The organism is Paenibacillus sp. 102, assembly GCF_039549175.1.
GTDB lineage: Bacteria > Bacillota > Bacilli > Bacillales > Bacillaceae_G > Bacillus_A.
Genome location: NZ_JBCGHT010000003.1, coordinates 247,700 through 267,175 on the forward strand (window position 1 = coordinate 247,700; position 19,476 = coordinate 267,175).

Below are 19,476 nucleotides of genomic sequence, written 5' to 3' on the forward strand. Positions count from 1 at the left end.
ATGAACTTGTTAGGATTAATTAAATATTCAGTTTTTTAGGGAGGGGGTTACTATGGTGAATTATCATCAGAAACAATCAGAAGATACAATTAAGAGATTAATGCAATCAGGAATTGAATTGTTTTCTAAGCAAGGCTATTCTAGTATAAGTATTGATCAAATTGTGAAACATGCTGGTTACTCTAAAGGTGCTTTCTATGCTCATTTTTCCAATAAAGAGGAGTTTTTGTTGAAACTGATAAAAGAAGGAATTGATTTTTATTTTGAAGATTTAAAGGAGTCTCTTACTCAAAAAGAGTGTGATTTACTAAATAAATTTAAAGAACACTCTATGCGTTTGGTAAATGAGGCTTATGAAAAAGGATCTTCTCCCATGCTTCTCCAAGGATGTATGATATCTAATCAATTACCCCGAATAAAAGCAAGGCTTATTCTCCAGATGGAAGAATGGAGATCATTTCTTACACATTTTTTTCAGATAATGAAAGACGAAAATATAATCGGAAGCCCATTAGATGCTAGAACTTTAGCAACAGCAGGAATGGCCCTATTTAATGGATACAACTTACAACACTTTGTTGATCATCGTATTCAAATACAGGACATGCTAAGTGTTTTTGTTGAATTACTACAAATCCAAGAGCCTAATAAAAAAGATGAATAAGAGTATGATATTTTATAAATGTAAGGTTAACATAACGTCCCATTATTGGTAGTATCCCCAAAAATCTCACTTCTTATCTTTTTTTAGACAAAAAGTGAGATTTTTTGTTTTGGGGGCGACTTGATTTCTTAGCTTGATAGGCATGGGGAAGTACCACATCGCTATCAAGCTAAAATTTTATAGTACCCCCAGAACGAAATTTTGTGCTAACTTGTAACAAAAAAGCTCATTTTTTCATTTTGGGGTAATCCTGAATTCTTAAGTTGATGGGCATGGGGAGTACCAACAAAACACGAATTTTATATCCTGGGAAAAATTTGAAAAAGAAAAAACAATTTCCTTAATTAATGATTTTCGTCATAATGGCAGTGAGAGTGATGTGTAATAGAAGAAATACAATGGAGGTTTTTAGTAGAAGAAGTATAAAAAGTGCTAACAAGTTTGCAAACAGGATTGCAAACAAAACTGCAAACTAAACGGATACTTCCAAGTAATGGCAAGAGGTAAATGGTCGCTGATATGTCCTCTAAACCCTTATAATATAACGTTTTTCAACCTTGCATAATCATGCGTAAATCGTACTACTTCACCCGTACGCAATCTGGGCACCATGTTGTGAAGAACTTAACTACTACGGGCTCCTCGCTTGCGATAATGTCCTTAAATTCCTTTTCAGACTTGATTTCTTTCATGTTTTTCGCTCCCTTTACAATTGTTTTATTTTGTATTTTTTAGGTGGTAATTTCATTAAAAAATCGAAACTTCTAACGAATTTCTAACGAACGGTTTTATTTCCGAACAATTCGTTTGCAAATTAATCCACCGCAGTTTCTTGAAGTCCTGGTACGACATGTGAGTAGGTGTCCAATGTGATGCCTACTCTTTTATGCCCTAATCGTTCACTGACAATTTTCGGGTGAATACCTTGTTTCAACATTAGAGTTGCATGGGTATGCCTTAGATCATGGAACCGAATATCAGGAACCTCACTTTTCTTTATAAGCTTTTTCCAGAGTTGTGTCAAACTTTTAAAATTGCAAGGATTGCCGTTAAAGGTAGAGTAGATTAAATCATAATCATTATATTGACTACCGTAACAATGGCCGGGTTCGGATGTATAATCTAAACAAATCGCGTGATAGCCATTGCAAGCAATTATCTATTTTATAAAAGGGACCGGATCATAATGGCATATATCGAATTTAAACCAACTTTAAAGAAAGTAAATCTTAAATCTGAGGGTAAGAAAGAACTCGTTTTGAAAGTAACAGATTCATGTTTAAAAGGTAAACTGGATTCTTTATCTGAAATGATCGATACGAAAATTCTTATCGCATTAGAATCTATGCATGAGTTTTAATATCACTACTAATACAAAAACAAGCGAGCCGCTTACACAGTATGAAGTGAACGATAAAGGAATTGTGTAAGAAGTGAAGCTATCGTTTGAACAAATAGAAGCCGATTTCGATATTCCAGAAGAAAAGATTCAAACGCGCGAAGAGAAAGAGCAAGTAGATCGTGAAGTGATTGATGCATTCATTGTTAGTGGTTTAGCACCAAGTTTTGATGGAATGCCGAAAAAATTACCTGATATCGTGAAACGTCGTTTAGAAGGCGAATCATACTTGAAGCTAGCAAATATTTGAGAAGAGATTAGTAGCTGAAATGCTAGGTATCTAACATTTCAGCAGGTTGTTTATCCATTTTTATTACGGGAGTCTTTCGACTTGCTATTAGAAGAAATAACTCCTCTAAATAAAGCTATACAAATTGCAGCCCAAGTTCCCATGGACATTAAAATCCCTCCAAGTAATAAAATGAACTACTTCTATATTTTAATATTATTTAATATTTTGATGTTTATTTGTTGAAAATTTTAAAAATAAGGGTGTCAGAAAACTGAACAAAAACGCTACTTTGTACGGTTTTAAATCTATGAGAAAAGGACCAGCTATGAATAGCAGGTCCTCTCCAAGATGGCAAAGAATAGTTCTTACTCTACTCTTTGTTTATATAATACACGATTAATAATAAAAATTCTAGGTTCTGTATATTGAGAAATAAAGTGATAGATTCTAATAAAAATTTCATTTGAAAATGTAGAAATGGGGAATAGACAATGGCATACGTAATTCAAAATGTAAAAACAAAGAAATACTTAAAGTATAATGATAACTATAATCCAGATGTTTATCATTTTAAGGATGTAAATAAACCGGAAGAAGCAGAACAATATCCTTCTAAAGAGCATGCTGATACTTGTCAGAAATTCGAAATTATCGAAGTGTAAAAGGGCAGCTAGCAAAAGCTAACTGCTCAGGTAATGGAGAAAGTTTAGAAAAATGTTAAGGGATACATGGTATCGTTTATTAAAGTATGACTTTGAGCATGTAATGAAACAAATTGAATCGAAAAACAAAGAAATAATGGTTCATAGAGACTCGCTTTTAAGATTTATATTTTGTATGATGTACAAGAACAAATGTTCTTGATTTACTAAAATATAAACAAATGGGGAATTTACATGAACAATTTTAATAACACACTCGAAAAATTAGATAAGATGATTTATATACCTAATAATTTACTAATCACTAACCTAAAAGAAGAAAAGCAAAATTCAGAATATGCAGGGGGAATATTCCAGTTAAATAATAAAACTATACGTTTTAGGGTTTCAAAAATTACTCCTAATAAGGTTGGACAATTTGTCTCTTTTTGGGAAAAAAATGAAAATATGAAAAATCAGGCATTCTCCTATGAGTCTTCTCCTGATCTGTTAGTTATTACTTGTATTGACGATAATAAACTAGGACAATTTATTTTTCCAAAAGAGACTCTTGTAAAAGAAAAAATATTGAAAACTCAAAGTGAAAAAGGAAAGATGGCTATGAGGGTTTACCCTATTTGGGATAAACCTGTTAGCAATCAAGCTAAAAAGAGTCAAAAGTGGCAACTTCATTATTTTATTGATTTAAGTGACATTGAAAATTTATCTATAGATAATTTATTAAACTTATATTCATAGTTTCTTGTATCAAATAGAAAACTATCTGGGACGGAGGGGAAGCGTATCATATGAATCAATTATCATTCTTTGAAGACATCGATGAAAAAGAGATGCGGAGACTTGTAGTGAAAGAGCTGAAAGACTACAAAGCATTACGTGTCCGGATGAAAAATTAAGAAGAACAAATTCAAGCTGGATACACTGTTCTTTTTCCGAAAATGAAAGAAGATAAAAAGCATGAGATATGGTTTAAGTAGATTGAAAGGACGTTGCAAAATGCGCTTGATAATGATCAGCGTCAGATAATTGAACTAAAGTACTTGGGGAATGAGAAAGTAAAAATTTCAAAAAGTACATAAGATATTTATAGGGAAAGTGTATTGGTGATGGAAGAAAAAAAACAGAAATTCCTGAAGTGCAAGAAGCTGTTGCTCAAGCAGTTTTGAGGTTAACAGATTGGATTAAAAAGGCATGTGATGGTTCGAGTGTATATGAAAAAGATATATTGCCTGATATGGTGATGTCTACTGCCAAATTGTATAAAGCTTATCATGCTACTTATACCCAAATCGGTGGCTCGAAATTAGACAAATTAGACGCCTAAAAAAGAGGTAATATAAAGAAAAATGTAAACATACAATGGCACAGAAAGGTCTTTTTTGACGTGTTAGTAACCTCTACGTGTTTTGTGGCACCTGGGCGAGGTGCTTTTTTTATTGCACCTTTTGAGAAGGACAAGCATATATTGAAGTATCGGACAAGCGAAACGCTTATTCACTCAATATTCACCCTTCTTATCACGTTGAGAGCATCCACTAGATTGGGTGCCCTGATTCACGTATTAGAGTGGACAAGCATATACTGCTTGTACCTCATTAACTTTCGTTAATGGGGGATACTCGTAATCCTTCAAAGAGTGCTCTTTTTATCGGACACCCAAAAAAGAGATAGTATAGTAGTTAATAAGGTGAATTTTATGCATAGTTTCAAAGGGAATAATCCTTACAAACCGCATGAAATCAACGTTGCATAAAGTGGCGTATAACTGATAAAACAGGAATCCAGTGTTCATGTACTTTTCCCGAGTTCACAACTTCTTAAAATGAGACGTTATGTGAACTCTCTATGGATAATCATTCATAGAGAGTTTTTCTTGAAATTTAAAAGAAATTTCTGTTTTAAAGCTTTCAACTCAACGACGGCACATAATCCGTTATTTCCTAAATTTTCAACTTTTATATAAAGAATGAGATAAGAAAACAAGCACTTTTCTTATTAAAACATAAAATAATACAAATATTGTTTGAAAAGGAGGTATAAGAAAATGAGTTGGAAATACAAACATCACAATGATTGTCCAGAACATAAATCTCATTGTGATTGCCGGAAACACAAACATCACAATGATCATTCAAAACACAAACATCACAATGATCATTCAAAACACAAACATCACAATGATCATTCAAAACACAAACATCACAATGATTATTCAACACACAAATATTATAATGATTATTCAACACACAAATATTATAATGATTATTCAACACACAAATATTATAATGATTATTCAACACACAAATATTATAATGATTATTCAACACACGAATATTATAATGATTATTCAAAGCACAAATATTATAAAGATTCTTCGAAACACGAACATCATTGTGATTAAAAACATTAGTAAAATTGTTTATGATTTTTTATTTTTAATGAGAAATTTTATAAATAGATTCATTCTTTGTAAGAAAGGATGAGTCTTTTTTGTTTGCTACTAATAATGATGCGTTATGTTAACCTCACATGTATAAGGTATACAAAAGACTTTTAATGAAAAGAAACTAATTCTAATCACTAATTTATATAAACAAGGTGAGTAGCAAGCTGGTGTCTTACAGGGATGGGGAAGAGTAAAGAAGTGAGTAAAAATAATACTGCATTACAGAAAATAATTATGGTTAAGAGAACAGATACAAACCGGAAGTAATTATTATATGATAGGTAAATATACAAGAAAAACGAAATCATTTTGCATCTATTGTTATATAAGTGATTTATAAGTAAAGGAATGTGATTATTCTTGAGCCGAAATAAAAGAAGAGACTGTAACCCTTGTGCGGTTCCTTGTTTTGTTCCTATTCCTATTTCCGTTCCTTTTCCAGGACCAGGAAAAAGAAAAGGGTGCCTTTGTGATTGCTGCGTTTCACCTATGCAGAATGTTTTACAACAACTTATCGGGCAAACTGTAATTCTTGCCACTATTGCAGACCCACCAAACATGCCCCCTCTTTTCTTTCTATTTACTATCACTTCCGTGAATGATTTTTTAGTTACAGTTACAGGTGGCACTGGATCCTTCGTAGTCAATATTTCTGATGTAATAGGAGTAGGATTCTTACCAACAGTACCACCTATAACATTACTTTCACCTACAGATTCAGGGTGCGAATGTGATTGTCGTGAACGACCAATTAGACAAGTACTAGATACACGTATTGGTTCTACAGTGAACCTTTTAGTAAGTAATGGTTCTACTGCAATAAATTTTAACGTGGAACGAACAGGTCTTGGTATAGTGATAGGTACTTTACCTATAGATCCATCTAATCCAATCGACTATAGATTTGCTATTTCAACTTGTAAAATTACAGCTGTAAATATATAAACTCTACTACAACGTAGTTCGTTTCTTGCAGAATGAAAATAAATCTTTTATTCAAAAAGTTACTTTCAAATCATAAAAAAGAGTCCTCGATTTCTAGGACTCTTTTTTATGAGAATAATTGTGCATTATGTTAACCTCACATGTATACAATATACATAATTCATTTTATTAAATGAGTATTAATATTTCTTTATTTTTAAACCTTGATATATTCAAGTTTTCTACTTTATCCCTGGTTACACGAACACTGATACTGGGCCAAGTAGAAAAAATGATACATTATCTCATTATCCATAAAATTACGAAAAGAAGGGTAGAAATTTTATGAAAAAATGGTTTGCTTCAAGTGGAGCTGTGATTATGTTGACTGCTGCTATCTCTTTTTTTTGCACCAACAGAAGCAAGTGCAACTTGTCCTCCTGGCAAACGAAATTATAACGGTTGGCTTGAGCCCGGTGAAATCTGTGATTATACTCCAATAGTTAGGATGCCATACGGTCAGCTCTCGAGAATTGAGAAAAGAGTTCGAATATTAAGTGGAGCTATGATGCACTACAGATTAACGAGAGTAGATGGTGTAGATATTTATAGACAAGGTTATCTTGATAGAAATTTAAGAACTTGGTATGACTGGATAGATACGTCAGCGGACGCAGGTATACCACCCGGAGATTATAGAATTGAATTAAGATGTACTAAAGGAGGAAGTTGGCAAAGTAACTGCCTTGGTGAAGCGTGGTTTAAATATGATGGTTGTAGTGATAGGTATTGTGATTAATAAAGAAAATGAAAATCTCGTTGTGAGATAAATTAAAAATATATGATAACCCACCTAAAGGTGGGTTCAGACTGTAGACGAACTAAATTTTCTCACATTTGTCTACAGTCTGAAGAATCTTTCAAGTAAAAATCCTTTTTTCATACCGATACCGATAATTATGTAAATGAGCTGTCCATATGGACGGCTTATTGTATTTTTTGCTTAGCGTGGTTTTTTTCCAAAATGCTGGCGGTACCCCATCGCTATCAAGCTAAGAAATACAAATACCCCCAAAACGAGAAAATTGACATCTTCATGTGAAAATGTACAATTTTTTGGTTTTGGGGTGTTATAAAATTCTTAAGTTGATGGGCATGGGATAGTACCAACATTTCATGGATTTCGTACGCTTAGATGAACCAATAATAATAAATAACAGCCCCTCAACTTATAAGTAGAGGGGCGGGGGTTACAAGGGATAAACATCTTCAAATTTAATCCCAACAAGCATATGTTTCATCATTATAAGGCATTGTGCACTATCATTAACTGTGAAAGAGAAAACTTCCTTTTTAGTTTTCTTTACAACCAAAACATCAAAACTAATTGCTAAAACGTCTGTAAGATAGTCTTTGTCCTGAGTATCTATAGCGATTAAAATATTATAAGTATATCTTGGAAAACTATTCCCAGTGTTATACCAGAAAATCCATGGTTCAGAATCTTGCTTATTTAAATTAATAAACATGTTAGTAATAGCATCGGTCACCTGACTCACAATATCTTGATTTATACTTTCACCCCAACGATAAGTAGGAAATACTAATATATCTTTAATAATCAGATTACTAATTTTCTCAATCAATTCTGAAATTTGAAGTGCTTCTCCTCCGATGATTGCTTCCTGTGACGACTTTAAAAAGTTTATATCATGATTTGATTCCAGCACGTTGACTAGAGTGCGAGGATCAGTGAAATCATTAAAATCCATATCCAATTCTTCAAAGAATTTCTTTAATTTAAGAACTTGCCCCAAATGTTCTTGTTTCACAGCAAACACATTATGAAAGTGATTATTCCCCATTTTTCAACATTCCCTTCTATATAGAGCATAAGACAGGTATATGATGAAAGTTTCAATATATAACTATTTTTTGTTTTAAAATGTGGTACTGTACCTTTTCGAAAATAAGTGGTCTAAAGTCTTGAAGAATAAGATTGTTTAGGTTCATTTTTTTGTTCACTGTAGTTCGAATAAACAGTGAACAATTTTTTAGTGTACGAAATTTGCTAGTATTTTTATGTGAAATCCGTATTTGCAAAATCTTCAACTGCTTTTTCTTGTAGTTCTGGTACAACATGCGAGTAGGTGTCTATGTGACGCCTACTTTTTTATGTCCTAAACGTTCGCTTACAATCTTTGGATGAATACTTTGTTTCAACATCAATATTGCATGAGTATGTCTTAGATCATGGAAGTGAATATCAAGAGCCTCACTTTTCTTTATAAGCTTTTTCCAGAGCTAGGTCAAACTTCTAAAATTGCAAGGATTACCGTTAAAGGTATGGCATCAACACTTATACAGCACCTGGCGCTCCAGATGGAAGTTTCAAGGGACGAGTTGATGGTACAACTGCATATGATATTTATTCTCGTGAAGATGGATGGATTGATATAGGACAACAAACATTTGTAGAAGAAAAGCATTTTGATATTCGGTAGTGAGAAGAGCTGGTTATAATTGAACTGCACCCAGTTGTCAGACTTTGTCTAACAACTGGGTGCAGTTTTTTATGGATAAACTTTCTTCAGAAGAAAATTTATGAACAGTGAGACGGTATTTAAATAGTAATGAAGGTGGAAAAGCAATATTCGCAAAGTATATAGAATACTATAATCATAAAAGAATTAAGGCAAAACTAAAAGGCATGAGCCCTCGTACAATACCGGGCTCATGCCCAAGAAGCTGCTTAATGAAATAAAACCTCAGTTATCTAGGGGAATAGTAAAAAGTATTTATGAGAAATCCAAATGCAACCACCACAATTACTATTAGAAAGGCTAAAAATTCGCGACTTCTATGATCATGAAGTGCATATATATTATTCATAATGGATTTCGAAAATCTAGCTTATAAGATCAGTTACCGCCAAAAGTACAACAGCAGATGGAACAAGAGTAAAAAATACAAGAAGAGAAAAGACAAAAGCAGGAACAAGGCTTAGAGTTACAACATCATAAGTTAGACATCGAAGAGAAGAAGGGTGAAAAACAAAGGCAGAAGGGTGAGAAGTAAATGAAGAATACTGTAGCACAAGAAGATATTAATGGTATTTTAGAAAAAACTCGATGGACAGTTGAGGAGTTTCATGGCAAATGTACAGTAGTGGTTGCTAAGTTACCGAATGGATTTATTTTAACCCAATCCAGCGCATGTGTAGCCCCTGCTAATTATGATGTGAATATTGGAATTCAATGTTGTAAAGACCGCATTATTGATAAAATTTGGGAATTAGAGGAATATAGGCTGCAATGTGAATTAGTTAAGCAAGTCGCTATAGAATAGCGACTTTTTTTAGGATTTGTTAAAGAATGTTGTTTGTTGAGTTCTTTGTTAAATTAACGTGGCAGGTTAGTTTGATAAGAACAAGTGATTATATAGAATTAAGTGGACACAAAAAACAAGCGGATGCAGCTACTCGTAAAATAATTAAGATAACAAAAGAATCTCCATTCGCATAATATCTAGAGCGCAGGAACTGTCTGAAGTAATGGGAATAGAGATGAAAGAGTACTTTTAGCGTGGAACAGAGAAGCGCTCACCTCTAAGTATTAGCATAGGTGGTGAGCGCTTTTTTGTAGTGTCTTTTAGTGATTTGGAAACTATTTTACATTAAGTTTTTCTTTTACTTTTGTAGGCAAGTCTTCTTTTGGAACTTCTTCATAGGACTTTACCTCTATAGATGATATGTCTGTTTTCTTTTCATTATCTTGGTCAACATAAATACATAAAAACGCATTTTCGTTTAATTTATGATCATTTGATGTTTTTTTACTTCTGAACCTAACTTTTTTTTCTACCCCATTCTCATCATAAGCAGGTAGAGTGTAATTACGTAAATTTTTACCTTCTACTTTTTCTACTTCACCTACCCCTTTTATTTGTACATAATATACATCTTTTCCGAATCTATTTAGAGAGGCTCTTTCACATCCTATAGCAAAACTAGAAAATAGTGCAAATACTGCAATGATAGCTAAAAAATTTTTCATGATCTTTTCGCCTTTTATGTGTTTCTGTAGAGAGTATACTGCTATTTTGATAATGAAAAAATCGAGTTAGGTTACACTATCCTTACAATCTTGTAAGGGAAATTAGATTGTTTAGAGTGGGAAAGGTTTCAAATATTATATGAATGATATGAAGATTGCTCAACATTATGCTGAATTATATAGGTGATCAAACATTTGTATTTGAAAAGTATTTTAGTGTTAAATAATAAAAAGTTTCATTATTGGAACAGCATTTTTATTTTATAAATCGTACACCTTTTGAACAGGAAGAGCATATATTAAAGTATGGGACAAGCGTAAATCGCTTTTTTCATACTCATTGAAAACTCCTTATCACGAAAAGAGCACTTTTAAGTGCTCTTTTAAATTTGGATTTAAGCAATTCGTACAGCGGTTTTCGCAATTAAAATCACCAAAATGGTAGAGGTGTGAGGTTGAAACTGTAGTTATTAGGAAAATTAGCATGGATGAAAGGGGATATTTTATTCTTTTTTAAGATAGGATAAGAACTCTAGGAATGATTGTTTTCGCAGTTTTTATGGATTGTACTGTTTTGGTAATTTAAAAGAATAAAAGGTGTTTTAGGGTGTAGGTTTTTCTTCTTTCCTGTCGAATATGTAGTAAAAGGGAGGGAGTTAAATGGCACAGTTTGAAGTAGAAAAAATCACTTATTTAGGAGAGAAAAAAGAAGACATCGATTTTCGAATAGCTTATGTAAGGATTGATGACTATTTAGACTGGAAAGTCATTATACGTGGAACTACTGATAAAGATACAATTTTCATTGAAACAATGAAGAAAAATGAGCAACCAGTATTTGAACTTATTACTACTGAAGGGGAAGTTTTTCAAGGTAGGACAAAATTAGTGAAATTTACCCCGAAATTAACTGATACAGAAATTGAGTTATTTGGTATTGGAAAGTTAAATGGCTATGAAATAAAAAGCGTCCAATAGGATGCTTTTTATCATTTTTAGTACTACATTTGTTTCGATGGTATAAACTAACAAGTAAATAATAAGGAGAGCTGGTAAGAATGATGTATTTGTTAGCGATTCTTTTTCCACCACTTGCTGTTTTACTTTGTGGAAAACCATTTCAAGCAGTTATAAACTTCTTTTTGACATTGATTGTTTGGGTACCAGGAGTAATACATGCGATTCTTGTAGTAAATGATAAAAAAGCAGATAAGCGTCTAAAAAAACAAATTAGAGCATATGGAAAAATCAATACTAGAACTAAAGCTTAAGTGGTGTGACTAAAACCTCATATATTTTTTGAGAAAGTCGGCTTATACGTTTCTGTGATACAACATTAAGTTACAGTTGACTTAGTAAGTGTTCATAAGAAAAAAGAATCTGTCACAGATTCTTTTTTCTATTATATATATTGGATTAGGAGAGTATGTTGAACCCTTGAAGGGAGCAAGGATTTAACGGTAATAGTAACCGTAGTATTAATGTAACATAGTTAACTTCTATAGGTAATTGATAATGTTTGTACTGAATATTACTAATGTTTAGTATAGATACTTACTACCATAAATATAGTATTAACGTATTTAATTTACGATTCGATCAATTGTTAGATAGAATTAGCAAAACAAACACCTATTTTAATCGATTCCTACTATATACATATTGCAGGAATGTATCCAATCTGGAAGTATCGTTTTAGATATTTAAAATGGTATGACAAAAGGAGAAGAGGAATAATGGACAAACATATTGTTGATATTTCTAAGTGGAATGGTAATATCGATTGGGATGTGGCTGCACCGCAAATTGAGCTTGCTATATGTCGTGTACAGTATGGTTCTAGAACAGTTGATGAGCAGTATAGAAGTTATGTAACAAATTTGGAACAACATGATATACCACATGCTGCATATGCTTATGGATGCTATGTTTCTGTTACGGATGCAGTTATAGAGGCGAAAGATTTTATGGAAAGAGTAAGTTCAAACGCTAAATTTCTTGTTCTTGATGTCGAAGATGATACCTTAAAAAGTTGCGGTCCTGATCAGTTAGCTGAAGCATCCCAGGCATTTATTAATACTTGTAAAGCCGCAGGGTGGAAAGTTGGATTATACGTAGGGCATCACATGTATAATAAATATGATTTAAGAGGAGTGAAAGCGGATTTCCTATGGATTCCGCGTTATGGTGGTAATAAACCAGCTTATCTATGTGATATATGGCAATATACTGAAACAGGGAATATTAAAGGGATTGGGAAAGTTGATTTGAATTATTTGGTTGGCGATAAGTCACTTTCTTGGTTTGTAGATGATGTAAGTCAGACAAAAAAAGATTCCGGACAAACAGTAGGTATTGGGAGTGCTCTTTCAAAATACCCTGAAGGTTATGGAGTTAATTTATATGAGAATCCTGAAGAACCTATATTTACTGGACGTATCACAAATAAAATTCCTTATCTTATCTTTGAAGGATATTGGGGCGGTGGGGATAAGGATATGATTAGATTAGGGAATGAGAAACAGTGGGCGAAACTAGAGCACTTTGATGTAGAGTGGTTCTGTGCCTATTCAAAATACCCCGCTGGATATGAAGTTAATTATTATGCAGAACCTGAATGTATAAACTTTAAAGGTGTGATTGATGGTTTAATTTCTTATCGTGTTTGGGATAGAAAAGATGGAGCAATTGATATTGGACAAAGTAGCTGGATTAAAGAGGAACATGTAGTGGTTCGGTAATATGCTAAAGATAGATTATGTATGAATAATGTGAAAAAAGATGGTATTATGTTATCGAACATAATACCATCTTTTTTTATTTTTATAAGTAGGCTTTTTATGCATGTAGACTTTTAAATTTTTGTGTGACGATAAGAATTTCTAATATAAGTGTTATGATAGTAGCTTTTGGATTGTGCGTTTTGTAATCCTTTGTATATACTTTCCGGGACATCGTAAAAATCATATGTACCATTTCTAAATTCAATTCGTAAAATCATAGATGATGGATTATAACCTACAGCGACTAATTTTTTGGAAATTACTGGATATAAAGTCATGTTAGTTCATCTCCCTTCTTTAATATATTTAGATATTAATAAAGGAAAATCCTGCTATTTTGTCGAAATATAGTCGTTGAGAAGGAGTGGAGAATATGAATGAACAAGAATTTATAGATATTATATTGGAAGAGGAAGATTCTCTAGCACATATTTTAAATGAAATTGTTGAACAAAAAAGAGAGGAAACAGGTTCTTATAACATCACTGTTCAACATGTAATTCCTGTTAGGGAAAAGCATTTTACAGTCATTTTATGTAAAATTGTTTCGGATTTTTAAGAGGATGTATTTCGATGTGTAATGTTTACTTATGGTAGGAGAAGGACAAGTTGATAACTGTTTTGTACTGTTTATCCTGCTATTAACAGTCGGTAAAACTTTAAAAAGGAATTATATTGGTGGCAACTATCAGTAAAAGCCCGATTAGTGAGGACTAATAATTGGTGTGTGATGAAGAAACACTCCACTGATTTTTAATTTATAAGTGTAGTGTGCATAGGCGATTTTTGAAGAAGCGACTGGAGATAAAGTAAAGGGTTATTTCCAGTCGCTTTTCTATTTTATGATATAGAAATATTTGTTAGAACGCTTCTACAAAGTATGTTGTAGAATTCAGGATAAATTCTGTTACATATTGACTCACTAGCACATTGTAAATAGTATATAGGTTGTTGGGTAATATATCATATTTATCCCTTCGATTATCTATGTCGATTCATTTTATTAGAAGTTCACACGAAATTCATATTGTTATGATATTTTATTCACACTATTGATTTGTCGCTAACGATTGTGTAGAAGGAAGTTATATTGTATATGACAGTTTTTGTACAACTAGTCCGGAATATAATCAAAGCTAAGTTAAGAAATTATTTGGTTTTAATGCAATTACCAGTTTATTATTTGTGGGTAAGGGTTTAGGAACAGGGTGTCAATATAGAACATGGGAGAAACTATTGTTTAAATGTATTAGTTGTGTCTGTATCTTTTTGATACAAGCTTTGACAATGAAGACATTTTGGACAGGTGTTTAAGAAATGATTTATATGGAATAAAAGGAGGAATACGAGCTCAAGTTTCAGTATGAAAAGAATATGCTTCTTACTATTACAAGTGTATAGATTAATAGGATTATATTTTTCATCAAGAGAAACAGGTGGACAATACAAACAACGAAATATGAATTTTTTAAGTGATTCAAAAATGTGTTCGGGGCCTTTTTGATTAAACAACATTGTAAGAGTAGACTTATTTATTGATGATAAATCAACAAGAGAATTGAAAGGCAGGAGAAAGCAACATGTCAGAAAATTATCGTTCTCGAGAGGAGCGAAGACAGGTACAAAAGAAAAAGCAACCGAGTGTTAATAAAGAAAAAACGAAAGGTAAAGCATCTTTTTTTCGTAAATTTTTAATTGGTTGTTTAATACTTGGAATCGTGGCGCTCGTAGGAGGAGTAACTACTTTTTTCATTATGATAAAAGATGCTCCTAAACTTGAAAAATCAAAGCTTGTTAATTCACAGTCAGCAAAAATTTATGATAAAGATAAAAATCTGATATATGAATATGGGAAAGAAAAACGAACGAATATTACGTACGATCAAGTACCGAAATTAGTAGAAAGTGCATTTTTAGCTACAGAAGATGCACGTTTTTATGACCATAGTGGTGTTGATTTTAAGGGTACTTCACGCGCAATTTTAGTCAGTCTTACTGGGAACTATGGTTCGCAAGGTGGGAGTACAATTACCCAACAAGTTATTAAAAACTATTTCTTATCTATGGATAAAACACCTAAACGTAAGGCACAAGAAATATATTTAGCCTATAAGTTAGAACAACAATATTCGAAGCATGAAATATTAGAAATGTATTTAAATAAAATCAACTTAGGAAACCGTTCATATGGTATTGCGACAGCAGCTGAAAACTATTATGGAAAAGAATTAAAAGAGTTGACTTTACCAGAAGTTGCGATGCTTGCAGGATTACCAAAGGGACCAAGTATTTATGATCCAACCAAACAACAAAATGTAGAGAGAGCAACAGAGCGTAGAAATGTTGTATTACATTTAATGAATCGTCATGGATATATTTCGAAAAAACAAATGGAAGAAGCTTCAAAAGTTTCTGTAACGGAGGGACTTCTTCCACCTAAAGAAATTACAGAAATGCCATATCCAGCATTTATAGACGCTGTTGTGAAGGAAGTAGAGAAAGAGTTACCGGATGCAAACGTTGGATCCGATGGGTTATCTATTTACACAACTTTAGATCAAGAAGCACAGAAATATGCTGATGATCTTTTAAACGGAAATAGCATTAGTTATCCGAATGATAAATTCCAAGGTGCTTTTACATTTATGGATACAAAGACTGGAGAAATTCGTGCTATAGGTAGTGGACGTGGTGAAAATAAAGCAACGTTCAAAGGGCATAATATGGCAATTGAACTAGACCGTTCAGCGGGTTCAACAATGAAGCCAATTTTTGACTATGGCCCAGCAATTGAATATTTAAAATGGCCAACTTATCATCAACTTGATGATTCACCATATAAATATTCGACAGGACAACAAGTTCAAAATGCTGATAAAACATTTAAAGGTATGATGACGATGCGTGATGCTCTTAAAATGTCTCGTAACATACCGGCAATTAAAACAGCAAAAGAGGTAGGATTAAGTAAAGCGCAAAGCTTTGCAGAAAGCTTAGGTATTCCATTTAAAGAAAGTGCGGTTGAGTCAACAGCGATTGGCACGAACGAAGTATCACCAACTGAAATCGCAGGTGCATATGCTACATTTGGTAATGATGGTAAATATAATAAACCACACTTCGTTAAAAAAGTGGTTTATCCTGATGGGAAATCACAAAGTTTTGAACCAAAATCTAAACGTGTTATGGAAGACTATACAGCGTATATGGTAACAGATATGTTACGCTCTGTTGTTCGTTCTGGTACAGGTACAGCAGCGAATGTAAATTCATTAGATGTTGCAGGTAAAACAGGAACAACAAATTATTCATCTAAAGAATTAGCGAGATATGGTATACCAGCTAGTGCATCGCGTGATAGTTGGTTTGCTGGTTATACACCGCAATATACAATGGCAGTGTGGACTGGATATATGAAAGATGGTTCTGAAGATTATATAAGCAGTAAAAATACGAAAATTGCTCAACAAATTTTTAAAGAGATGATGAGTAAATTTGGCACAAGCGAAGCAAAATTCAAAATGCCAAGCAGTGTTGTTCAAGAGGGTGATGAATTACGTGTGAAAGGTGCAAAACGAGATTCCTCTCCAAATCCGAGCACGTCAAATTCAAACTCAAGTTCAAATTCAAGCTCAGATGAACAGAAGAAAAATGATGAGCAACAGAAACAACGAATAGAAGAAGAGAAAAAGAAACAACAAATAGAGGAAGAACAAAAGAAACAACAAATGGAAGAAGAGAAAAAGAAACAAGAGCAAGAGCAAAGCGAAGAAAATAAGAAAAATGATCAAAATGGTCAAGATCAAGGTAATACAAATCCACCAGGTAACGGAAATGGTCAAGGTCAAGGTAATACAAATCCACCAGGTAACGGAAATGGCCAAGGTCAAGGTAATACGAACCCGCCAGGTAATGGGAATGGTCAAGATCAAGGTAATACGAATCCGCCAGGTAATGGAAATGGTCAAGATCAAGGTAATGTGAATCCACCAAGTGGTGGGAACGGTGAAGGTCAAGTTAGTCCGAATCCGCCAAGCACTGGAAATGGTCAAGGTGAGACAAACGCAAACCCAAATGGTGGTCAATAATAATATTTTAACAATAAAAACAAAACCGACTCTAGAAAAAGAGTCGGTTTTGTTTTTATATGTATAAGTAAGTCTTATCTAGTAGAACTAAGCACAAAGTCGTAAGACCAACTCAATCTATTGATGGTAGACCATTTAAATTTAAAAATACGTCTATATACGGAGGGAAATATGCCATTAAAAATGTACAATACGAGTGTAAATTATTTGCAGGTAGTGCAATATCGGGAGTGGTAGCTCTCTTGATTTTTATGTTTTTTGTAAAACAGCGATTAACTAAAAAGGCACTCGTATAAGGAGAGAATAAAATGAACATTCAAATTGAATCTAGAGCCATGCAATGGTTTAAAGAAGAAATGAATTTACAGAGCGGTGATTTTGTACGTTTTGTTGTGCGATATGGTGGTAATAGTACCATCCAATCTGGTTATTCTTTAGGGTTAGTTTTTGAGGAACCAGAAGATATAGCTGCATCTACTGAACAGGATGGCATCCAATTTTTTGTCGATGCTGATGATATTTGGTATTTTCAAGACTATGATTTAGTTGTAAGTTATCATATGGAAATGGATGAAATTGAATTTAATTATGTAAAATAATAACTTTATTAAAAATAAAAATATCTTATATAAAAATTATATTGTATTAATAGCAGTATATAAAATATGTGTAAGCGAGTTGGGTATAGATACAACTCGCTTTTTTCTGTGTTAAAAAAGACAATAAATATATGGAAGTGAAAAGTCTGTTTTACTAGCTTTATATGGAATTATATTGAAAATCAATATAATTAGATTCAAAAGAAAATAGAGAGTAATGAAATTTTTCAATAAAAAACTTAGACGTTATTCTTCAAAAATGGTTTTGTTACATCAGGAAAAGTATAGGAAACTTATCATTATAAAATAAATTGAAATCTTCTAAAAACTCTGATACATTGAAATAGAAATGTAGTTTCGCGATATTGTAAAGGCTTACAGTTATGTGCACGAAGATCTATTAGGATTGGAGGAAATGATAATGAAAGCTGAAGAAAAATTTTCCCCGGGATTAGATGGTATAGTCGCAGCGGAGACGAAAATCTCGTTTCTTGATACAGTAAAAGGTGAAATTGTTATTCAAGGATATGACTTAATTGAATTATCGAAAGAAAAAGAGTATTTAGATATTGTGCACCTTTTACTAGAAGAACATCTACCAAATGAGGATGAAAAGAAGGCGCTTGAAAAGAAATTGAAGGAAGAATATGAAGTACCAGAAGGTGTGTTCAATGTTTTAAAAGCATTGCCAAAAGAAACGCATCCGATGGATGGGTTACGCACAGGCGTATCTGCACTAGCGGGTTACGATAACGATATTGAAAATCGTTCGTTAGAAGTGAATAAAGCCCGCGGTTATAAACTGTTAAGCAAAGTGCCAAATATTGTTGCGAACAGCTATCATATTTTAAATAACGAAGAGCCGATCGGACCGCTTCAAGAGTTATCATATAGTGCGAATTTCTTCTATATGTTAACTGGTAAAAAACCGACTGAGCTGGAAGAAAAAATATTCGATCGCTCCTTAGTTTTATATAGTGAACATGAAATGCCGAACTCTACATTTACAGCGCGCGTTATCGCATCTACACAATCAGATTTATACGGTGCTTTAACAGGTGCAGTTGCCTCTTTAAAAGGAAGTTTACATGGCGGTGCAAATGAAGCGGTTATGTACATGCTGCTAGAGGCAGGAAATGTTGAGAAATTTGAAGAGTTACTGCAAAAGAAATTATATAACAAGGAAAAAATCATGGGATTTGGACATCGCGTCTACATGAAGAAGATGGATCCAAGGGCACTTATGATGAAAGAAGCTTTAAAACAGTTATGTGATGTAAAAGGTGATTATACATTATATGAAATGTGTGAAGCTGGAGAAAAGATTATGGAGAAGGAAAAAGGCATTTATCCGAACTTAGATTACTATGCAGCTCCAGTTTATTGGATGCTAGGTATTCCAATTCAACTATATACACCAATCTTTTTCAGTTCAAGAACGGTGGGCTTATGTGCGCATGTGATTGAGCAACATACAAATAATCGATTGTTCCGTCCGCGTGTAAATTATATCGGCGAGCGACATGTGCTTAGCAAATAAAAACAACTGGGGAGTTGTTAGAGCCGCCCGCCAGGTGGGTGTTTGACCGACACCCATCCTTAATAATAACGAATTTTCGACAGA

Annotated in this window: 15 protein-coding genes and 5 pseudogenes; 14 read left to right on the plus strand and 6 right to left on the minus strand. The window is 33.1% G+C overall.

Annotated features, from left to right (window positions below):
- Window positions 1–52: 52 nt before the first annotated feature.
- A complete protein-coding gene (locus tag AAIE21_RS10465; RefSeq protein ID WP_343266713.1) occupies window positions 53–664 on the plus strand; it encodes a TetR/AcrR family transcriptional regulator in 612 nt (203 codons plus the stop codon).
- Between the two features lie 587 nt (window positions 665–1,251).
- Here AAIE21_RS10465 and AAIE21_RS10470 read toward each other — a convergent pair.
- Window positions 1,252–1,356, minus strand: a pseudogene (locus AAIE21_RS10470) (thioredoxin domain-containing protein); the annotation flags it as partial.
- 122 nt (window positions 1,357–1,478) lie between these two features.
- Entirely contained in the window at window positions 1,479–1,796 is a 318-nt protein-coding gene (locus AAIE21_RS10475) for a site-specific integrase (RefSeq protein ID WP_343267000.1), read from the minus strand.
- Between the two features lie 54 nt (window positions 1,797–1,850).
- Between AAIE21_RS10475 and AAIE21_RS10480 the strand changes: the two are divergent.
- The 4 genes and pseudogenes from AAIE21_RS10480 to AAIE21_RS10495 form a co-directional block, all read left to right on the plus strand.
- A pseudogene (locus tag AAIE21_RS10480) lies at window positions 1,851–2,307 on the plus strand (2-methylcitrate dehydratase); the annotation flags it as partial.
- Between the two features lie 479 nt (window positions 2,308–2,786).
- Window positions 2,787–2,957: a hypothetical protein gene (locus AAIE21_RS10485; protein ID WP_343266714.1), complete on the plus strand. Its 171-nt coding sequence runs from the start codon at window positions 2,787–2,789 to the stop codon at window positions 2,955–2,957.
- 234 nt (window positions 2,958–3,191) lie between these two features.
- Window positions 3,192–3,695 carry a MepB family protein gene (locus AAIE21_RS10490; RefSeq protein WP_343266715.1) on the plus strand — a complete coding sequence of 168 codons (504 nt, stop codon included), beginning with the start codon at window positions 3,192–3,194 and terminating at the stop codon, window positions 3,693–3,695.
- A 2,155-nt stretch (window positions 3,696–5,850) separates the two neighbouring features.
- A pseudogene (locus AAIE21_RS10495) lies at window positions 5,851–6,348 on the plus strand (bclA protein); the annotation flags it as partial.
- A gap of 1,229 nt (window positions 6,349–7,577) precedes the next feature.
- Here AAIE21_RS10495 and AAIE21_RS10500 read toward each other — a convergent pair.
- Window positions 7,578–8,192, minus strand: coding sequence for a pesticidal protein (locus AAIE21_RS10500; protein WP_343266716.1), 615 nt, complete (start codon window positions 8,190–8,192; stop codon window positions 7,578–7,580).
- Window positions 8,193–8,407: 215 nt separating this feature from the next.
- A pseudogene (locus AAIE21_RS10505) lies at window positions 8,408–8,679 on the minus strand (tyrosine-type recombinase/integrase); the annotation flags it as partial.
- A 292-nt stretch (window positions 8,680–8,971) separates the two neighbouring features.
- Here AAIE21_RS10505 and AAIE21_RS10510 point away from each other — a divergent pair.
- Together AAIE21_RS10510 and AAIE21_RS10515 are read left to right on the plus strand one after the other, a co-directional pair.
- Window positions 8,972–9,083: pseudogene (locus tag AAIE21_RS10510) on the plus strand (IS3 family transposase); the annotation flags it as partial.
- Between the two features lie 322 nt (window positions 9,084–9,405).
- Window positions 9,406–9,675: a Gp49 family protein gene (locus tag AAIE21_RS10515; RefSeq protein ID WP_343266717.1), complete on the plus strand. Its 270-nt coding sequence runs from the start codon at window positions 9,406–9,408 to the stop codon at window positions 9,673–9,675.
- 317 nt (window positions 9,676–9,992) lie between these two features.
- Here the strand turns inward: AAIE21_RS10515 and AAIE21_RS10520 are convergent, their stop codons facing one another.
- A complete protein-coding gene (locus AAIE21_RS10520) occupies window positions 9,993–10,382 on the minus strand; it encodes a YxeA family protein (RefSeq protein ID WP_343266718.1) in 390 nt (129 codons plus the stop codon).
- A gap of 660 nt (window positions 10,383–11,042) precedes the next feature.
- Here AAIE21_RS10520 and AAIE21_RS10525 point away from each other — a divergent pair.
- The 3 genes from AAIE21_RS10525 to AAIE21_RS10535 all read left to right on the plus strand — a co-directional run bounded on the left by AAIE21_RS10525 (window position 11,043) and on the right by AAIE21_RS10535 (window position 13,123).
- Window positions 11,043–11,360 (plus strand): hypothetical protein, encoded by a 318-nt coding sequence (locus tag AAIE21_RS10525; protein WP_343266719.1) that lies wholly within the window; start codon window positions 11,043–11,045, stop codon window positions 11,358–11,360.
- A gap of 80 nt (window positions 11,361–11,440) precedes the next feature.
- Window positions 11,441–11,653 (plus strand): YqaE/Pmp3 family membrane protein, encoded by a 213-nt coding sequence (locus tag AAIE21_RS10530; protein ID WP_343266720.1) that lies wholly within the window; start codon window positions 11,441–11,443, stop codon window positions 11,651–11,653.
- 465 nt (window positions 11,654–12,118) lie between these two features.
- On the plus strand, window positions 12,119–13,123 hold the full coding sequence (locus AAIE21_RS10535) for a GH25 family lysozyme (protein ID WP_343266721.1): 1,005 nt from the start codon (window positions 12,119–12,121) through the stop codon (window positions 13,121–13,123).
- Window positions 13,124–13,236: 113 nt separating this feature from the next.
- Here the strand turns inward: AAIE21_RS10535 and AAIE21_RS10540 are convergent, their stop codons facing one another.
- On the minus strand, window positions 13,237–13,443 hold the full coding sequence (locus tag AAIE21_RS10540; RefSeq protein ID WP_343266722.1) for a KTSC domain-containing protein: 207 nt from the start codon (window positions 13,441–13,443) through the stop codon (window positions 13,237–13,239).
- A gap of 95 nt (window positions 13,444–13,538) precedes the next feature.
- On the opposite strand from AAIE21_RS10540, the gene AAIE21_RS10545 reads away from it, so the two are divergent.
- From AAIE21_RS10545 to mmgD, 4 genes are all read left to right on the plus strand, one after another.
- Window positions 13,539–13,724 carry a hypothetical protein gene (locus tag AAIE21_RS10545; RefSeq protein ID WP_336452521.1) on the plus strand — a complete coding sequence of 62 codons (186 nt, stop codon included), beginning with the start codon at window positions 13,539–13,541 and terminating at the stop codon, window positions 13,722–13,724.
- Window positions 13,725–14,745: 1,021 nt separating this feature from the next.
- On the plus strand, window positions 14,746–17,253 hold the full coding sequence (locus AAIE21_RS10550) for a PBP1A family penicillin-binding protein (protein ID WP_343266723.1): 2,508 nt from the start codon (window positions 14,746–14,748) through the stop codon (window positions 17,251–17,253).
- 308 nt (window positions 17,254–17,561) lie between these two features.
- On the plus strand, window positions 17,562–17,852 hold the full coding sequence (locus AAIE21_RS10555) for a HesB/YadR/YfhF family protein (RefSeq protein ID WP_343266724.1): 291 nt from the start codon (window positions 17,562–17,564) through the stop codon (window positions 17,850–17,852).
- Window positions 17,853–18,273: 421 nt separating this feature from the next.
- The gene (mmgD, locus tag AAIE21_RS10560) at window positions 18,274–19,392 is read left to right on the plus strand and encodes a citrate synthase (RefSeq protein ID WP_343266725.1); all 1,119 of its coding nucleotides are present in this window, start codon (window positions 18,274–18,276) and stop codon (window positions 19,390–19,392) included.
- The last annotated feature ends 84 nt before the right edge of the window (window positions 19,393–19,476 follow it).

What these genes read in the sequence shown, in the direction of transcription:
- mmgD (WP_343266725.1), top strand. Translation starts at nt 18,274, where the DNA reads ATGAAAGCTGAAGAAAAATTTTCCCCGGGATTAGATGGTATAGTCGCA.
- AAIE21_RS10515 (WP_343266717.1), top strand. Translation starts at nt 9,406, where the DNA reads ATGAAGAATACTGTAGCACAAGAAGATATTAATGGTATTTTAGAAAAA.
- AAIE21_RS10485 (WP_343266714.1), top strand. Translation starts at nt 2,787, where the DNA reads ATGGCATACGTAATTCAAAATGTAAAAACAAAGAAATACTTAAAGTAT.
- AAIE21_RS10465 (WP_343266713.1), top strand. Translation starts at nt 53, where the DNA reads ATGGTGAATTATCATCAGAAACAATCAGAAGATACAATTAAGAGATTA.
- AAIE21_RS10525 (WP_343266719.1), top strand. Translation starts at nt 11,043, where the DNA reads ATGGCACAGTTTGAAGTAGAAAAAATCACTTATTTAGGAGAGAAAAAA.
- AAIE21_RS10535 (WP_343266721.1), top strand. Translation starts at nt 12,119, where the DNA reads ATGGACAAACATATTGTTGATATTTCTAAGTGGAATGGTAATATCGAT.
- AAIE21_RS10500 (WP_343266716.1), bottom strand. Translation starts at nt 8,192, where the DNA reads ATGGGGAATAATCACTTTCATAATGTGTTTGCTGTGAAACAAGAACAT.
- AAIE21_RS10550 (WP_343266723.1), top strand. Translation starts at nt 14,746, where the DNA reads ATGTCAGAAAATTATCGTTCTCGAGAGGAGCGAAGACAGGTACAAAAG.
- AAIE21_RS10540 (WP_343266722.1), bottom strand. Translation starts at nt 13,443, where the DNA reads ATGACTTTATATCCAGTAATTTCCAAAAAATTAGTCGCTGTAGGTTAT.
- AAIE21_RS10530 (WP_343266720.1), top strand. Translation starts at nt 11,441, where the DNA reads ATGATGTATTTGTTAGCGATTCTTTTTCCACCACTTGCTGTTTTACTT.
- AAIE21_RS10555 (WP_343266724.1), top strand. Translation starts at nt 17,562, where the DNA reads ATGAACATTCAAATTGAATCTAGAGCCATGCAATGGTTTAAAGAAGAA.
- AAIE21_RS10490 (WP_343266715.1), top strand. Translation starts at nt 3,192, where the DNA reads ATGAACAATTTTAATAACACACTCGAAAAATTAGATAAGATGATTTAT.
- AAIE21_RS10545 (WP_336452521.1), top strand. Translation starts at nt 13,539, where the DNA reads ATGAATGAACAAGAATTTATAGATATTATATTGGAAGAGGAAGATTCT.
- AAIE21_RS10520 (WP_343266718.1), bottom strand. Translation starts at nt 10,382, where the DNA reads ATGAAAAATTTTTTAGCTATCATTGCAGTATTTGCACTATTTTCTAGT.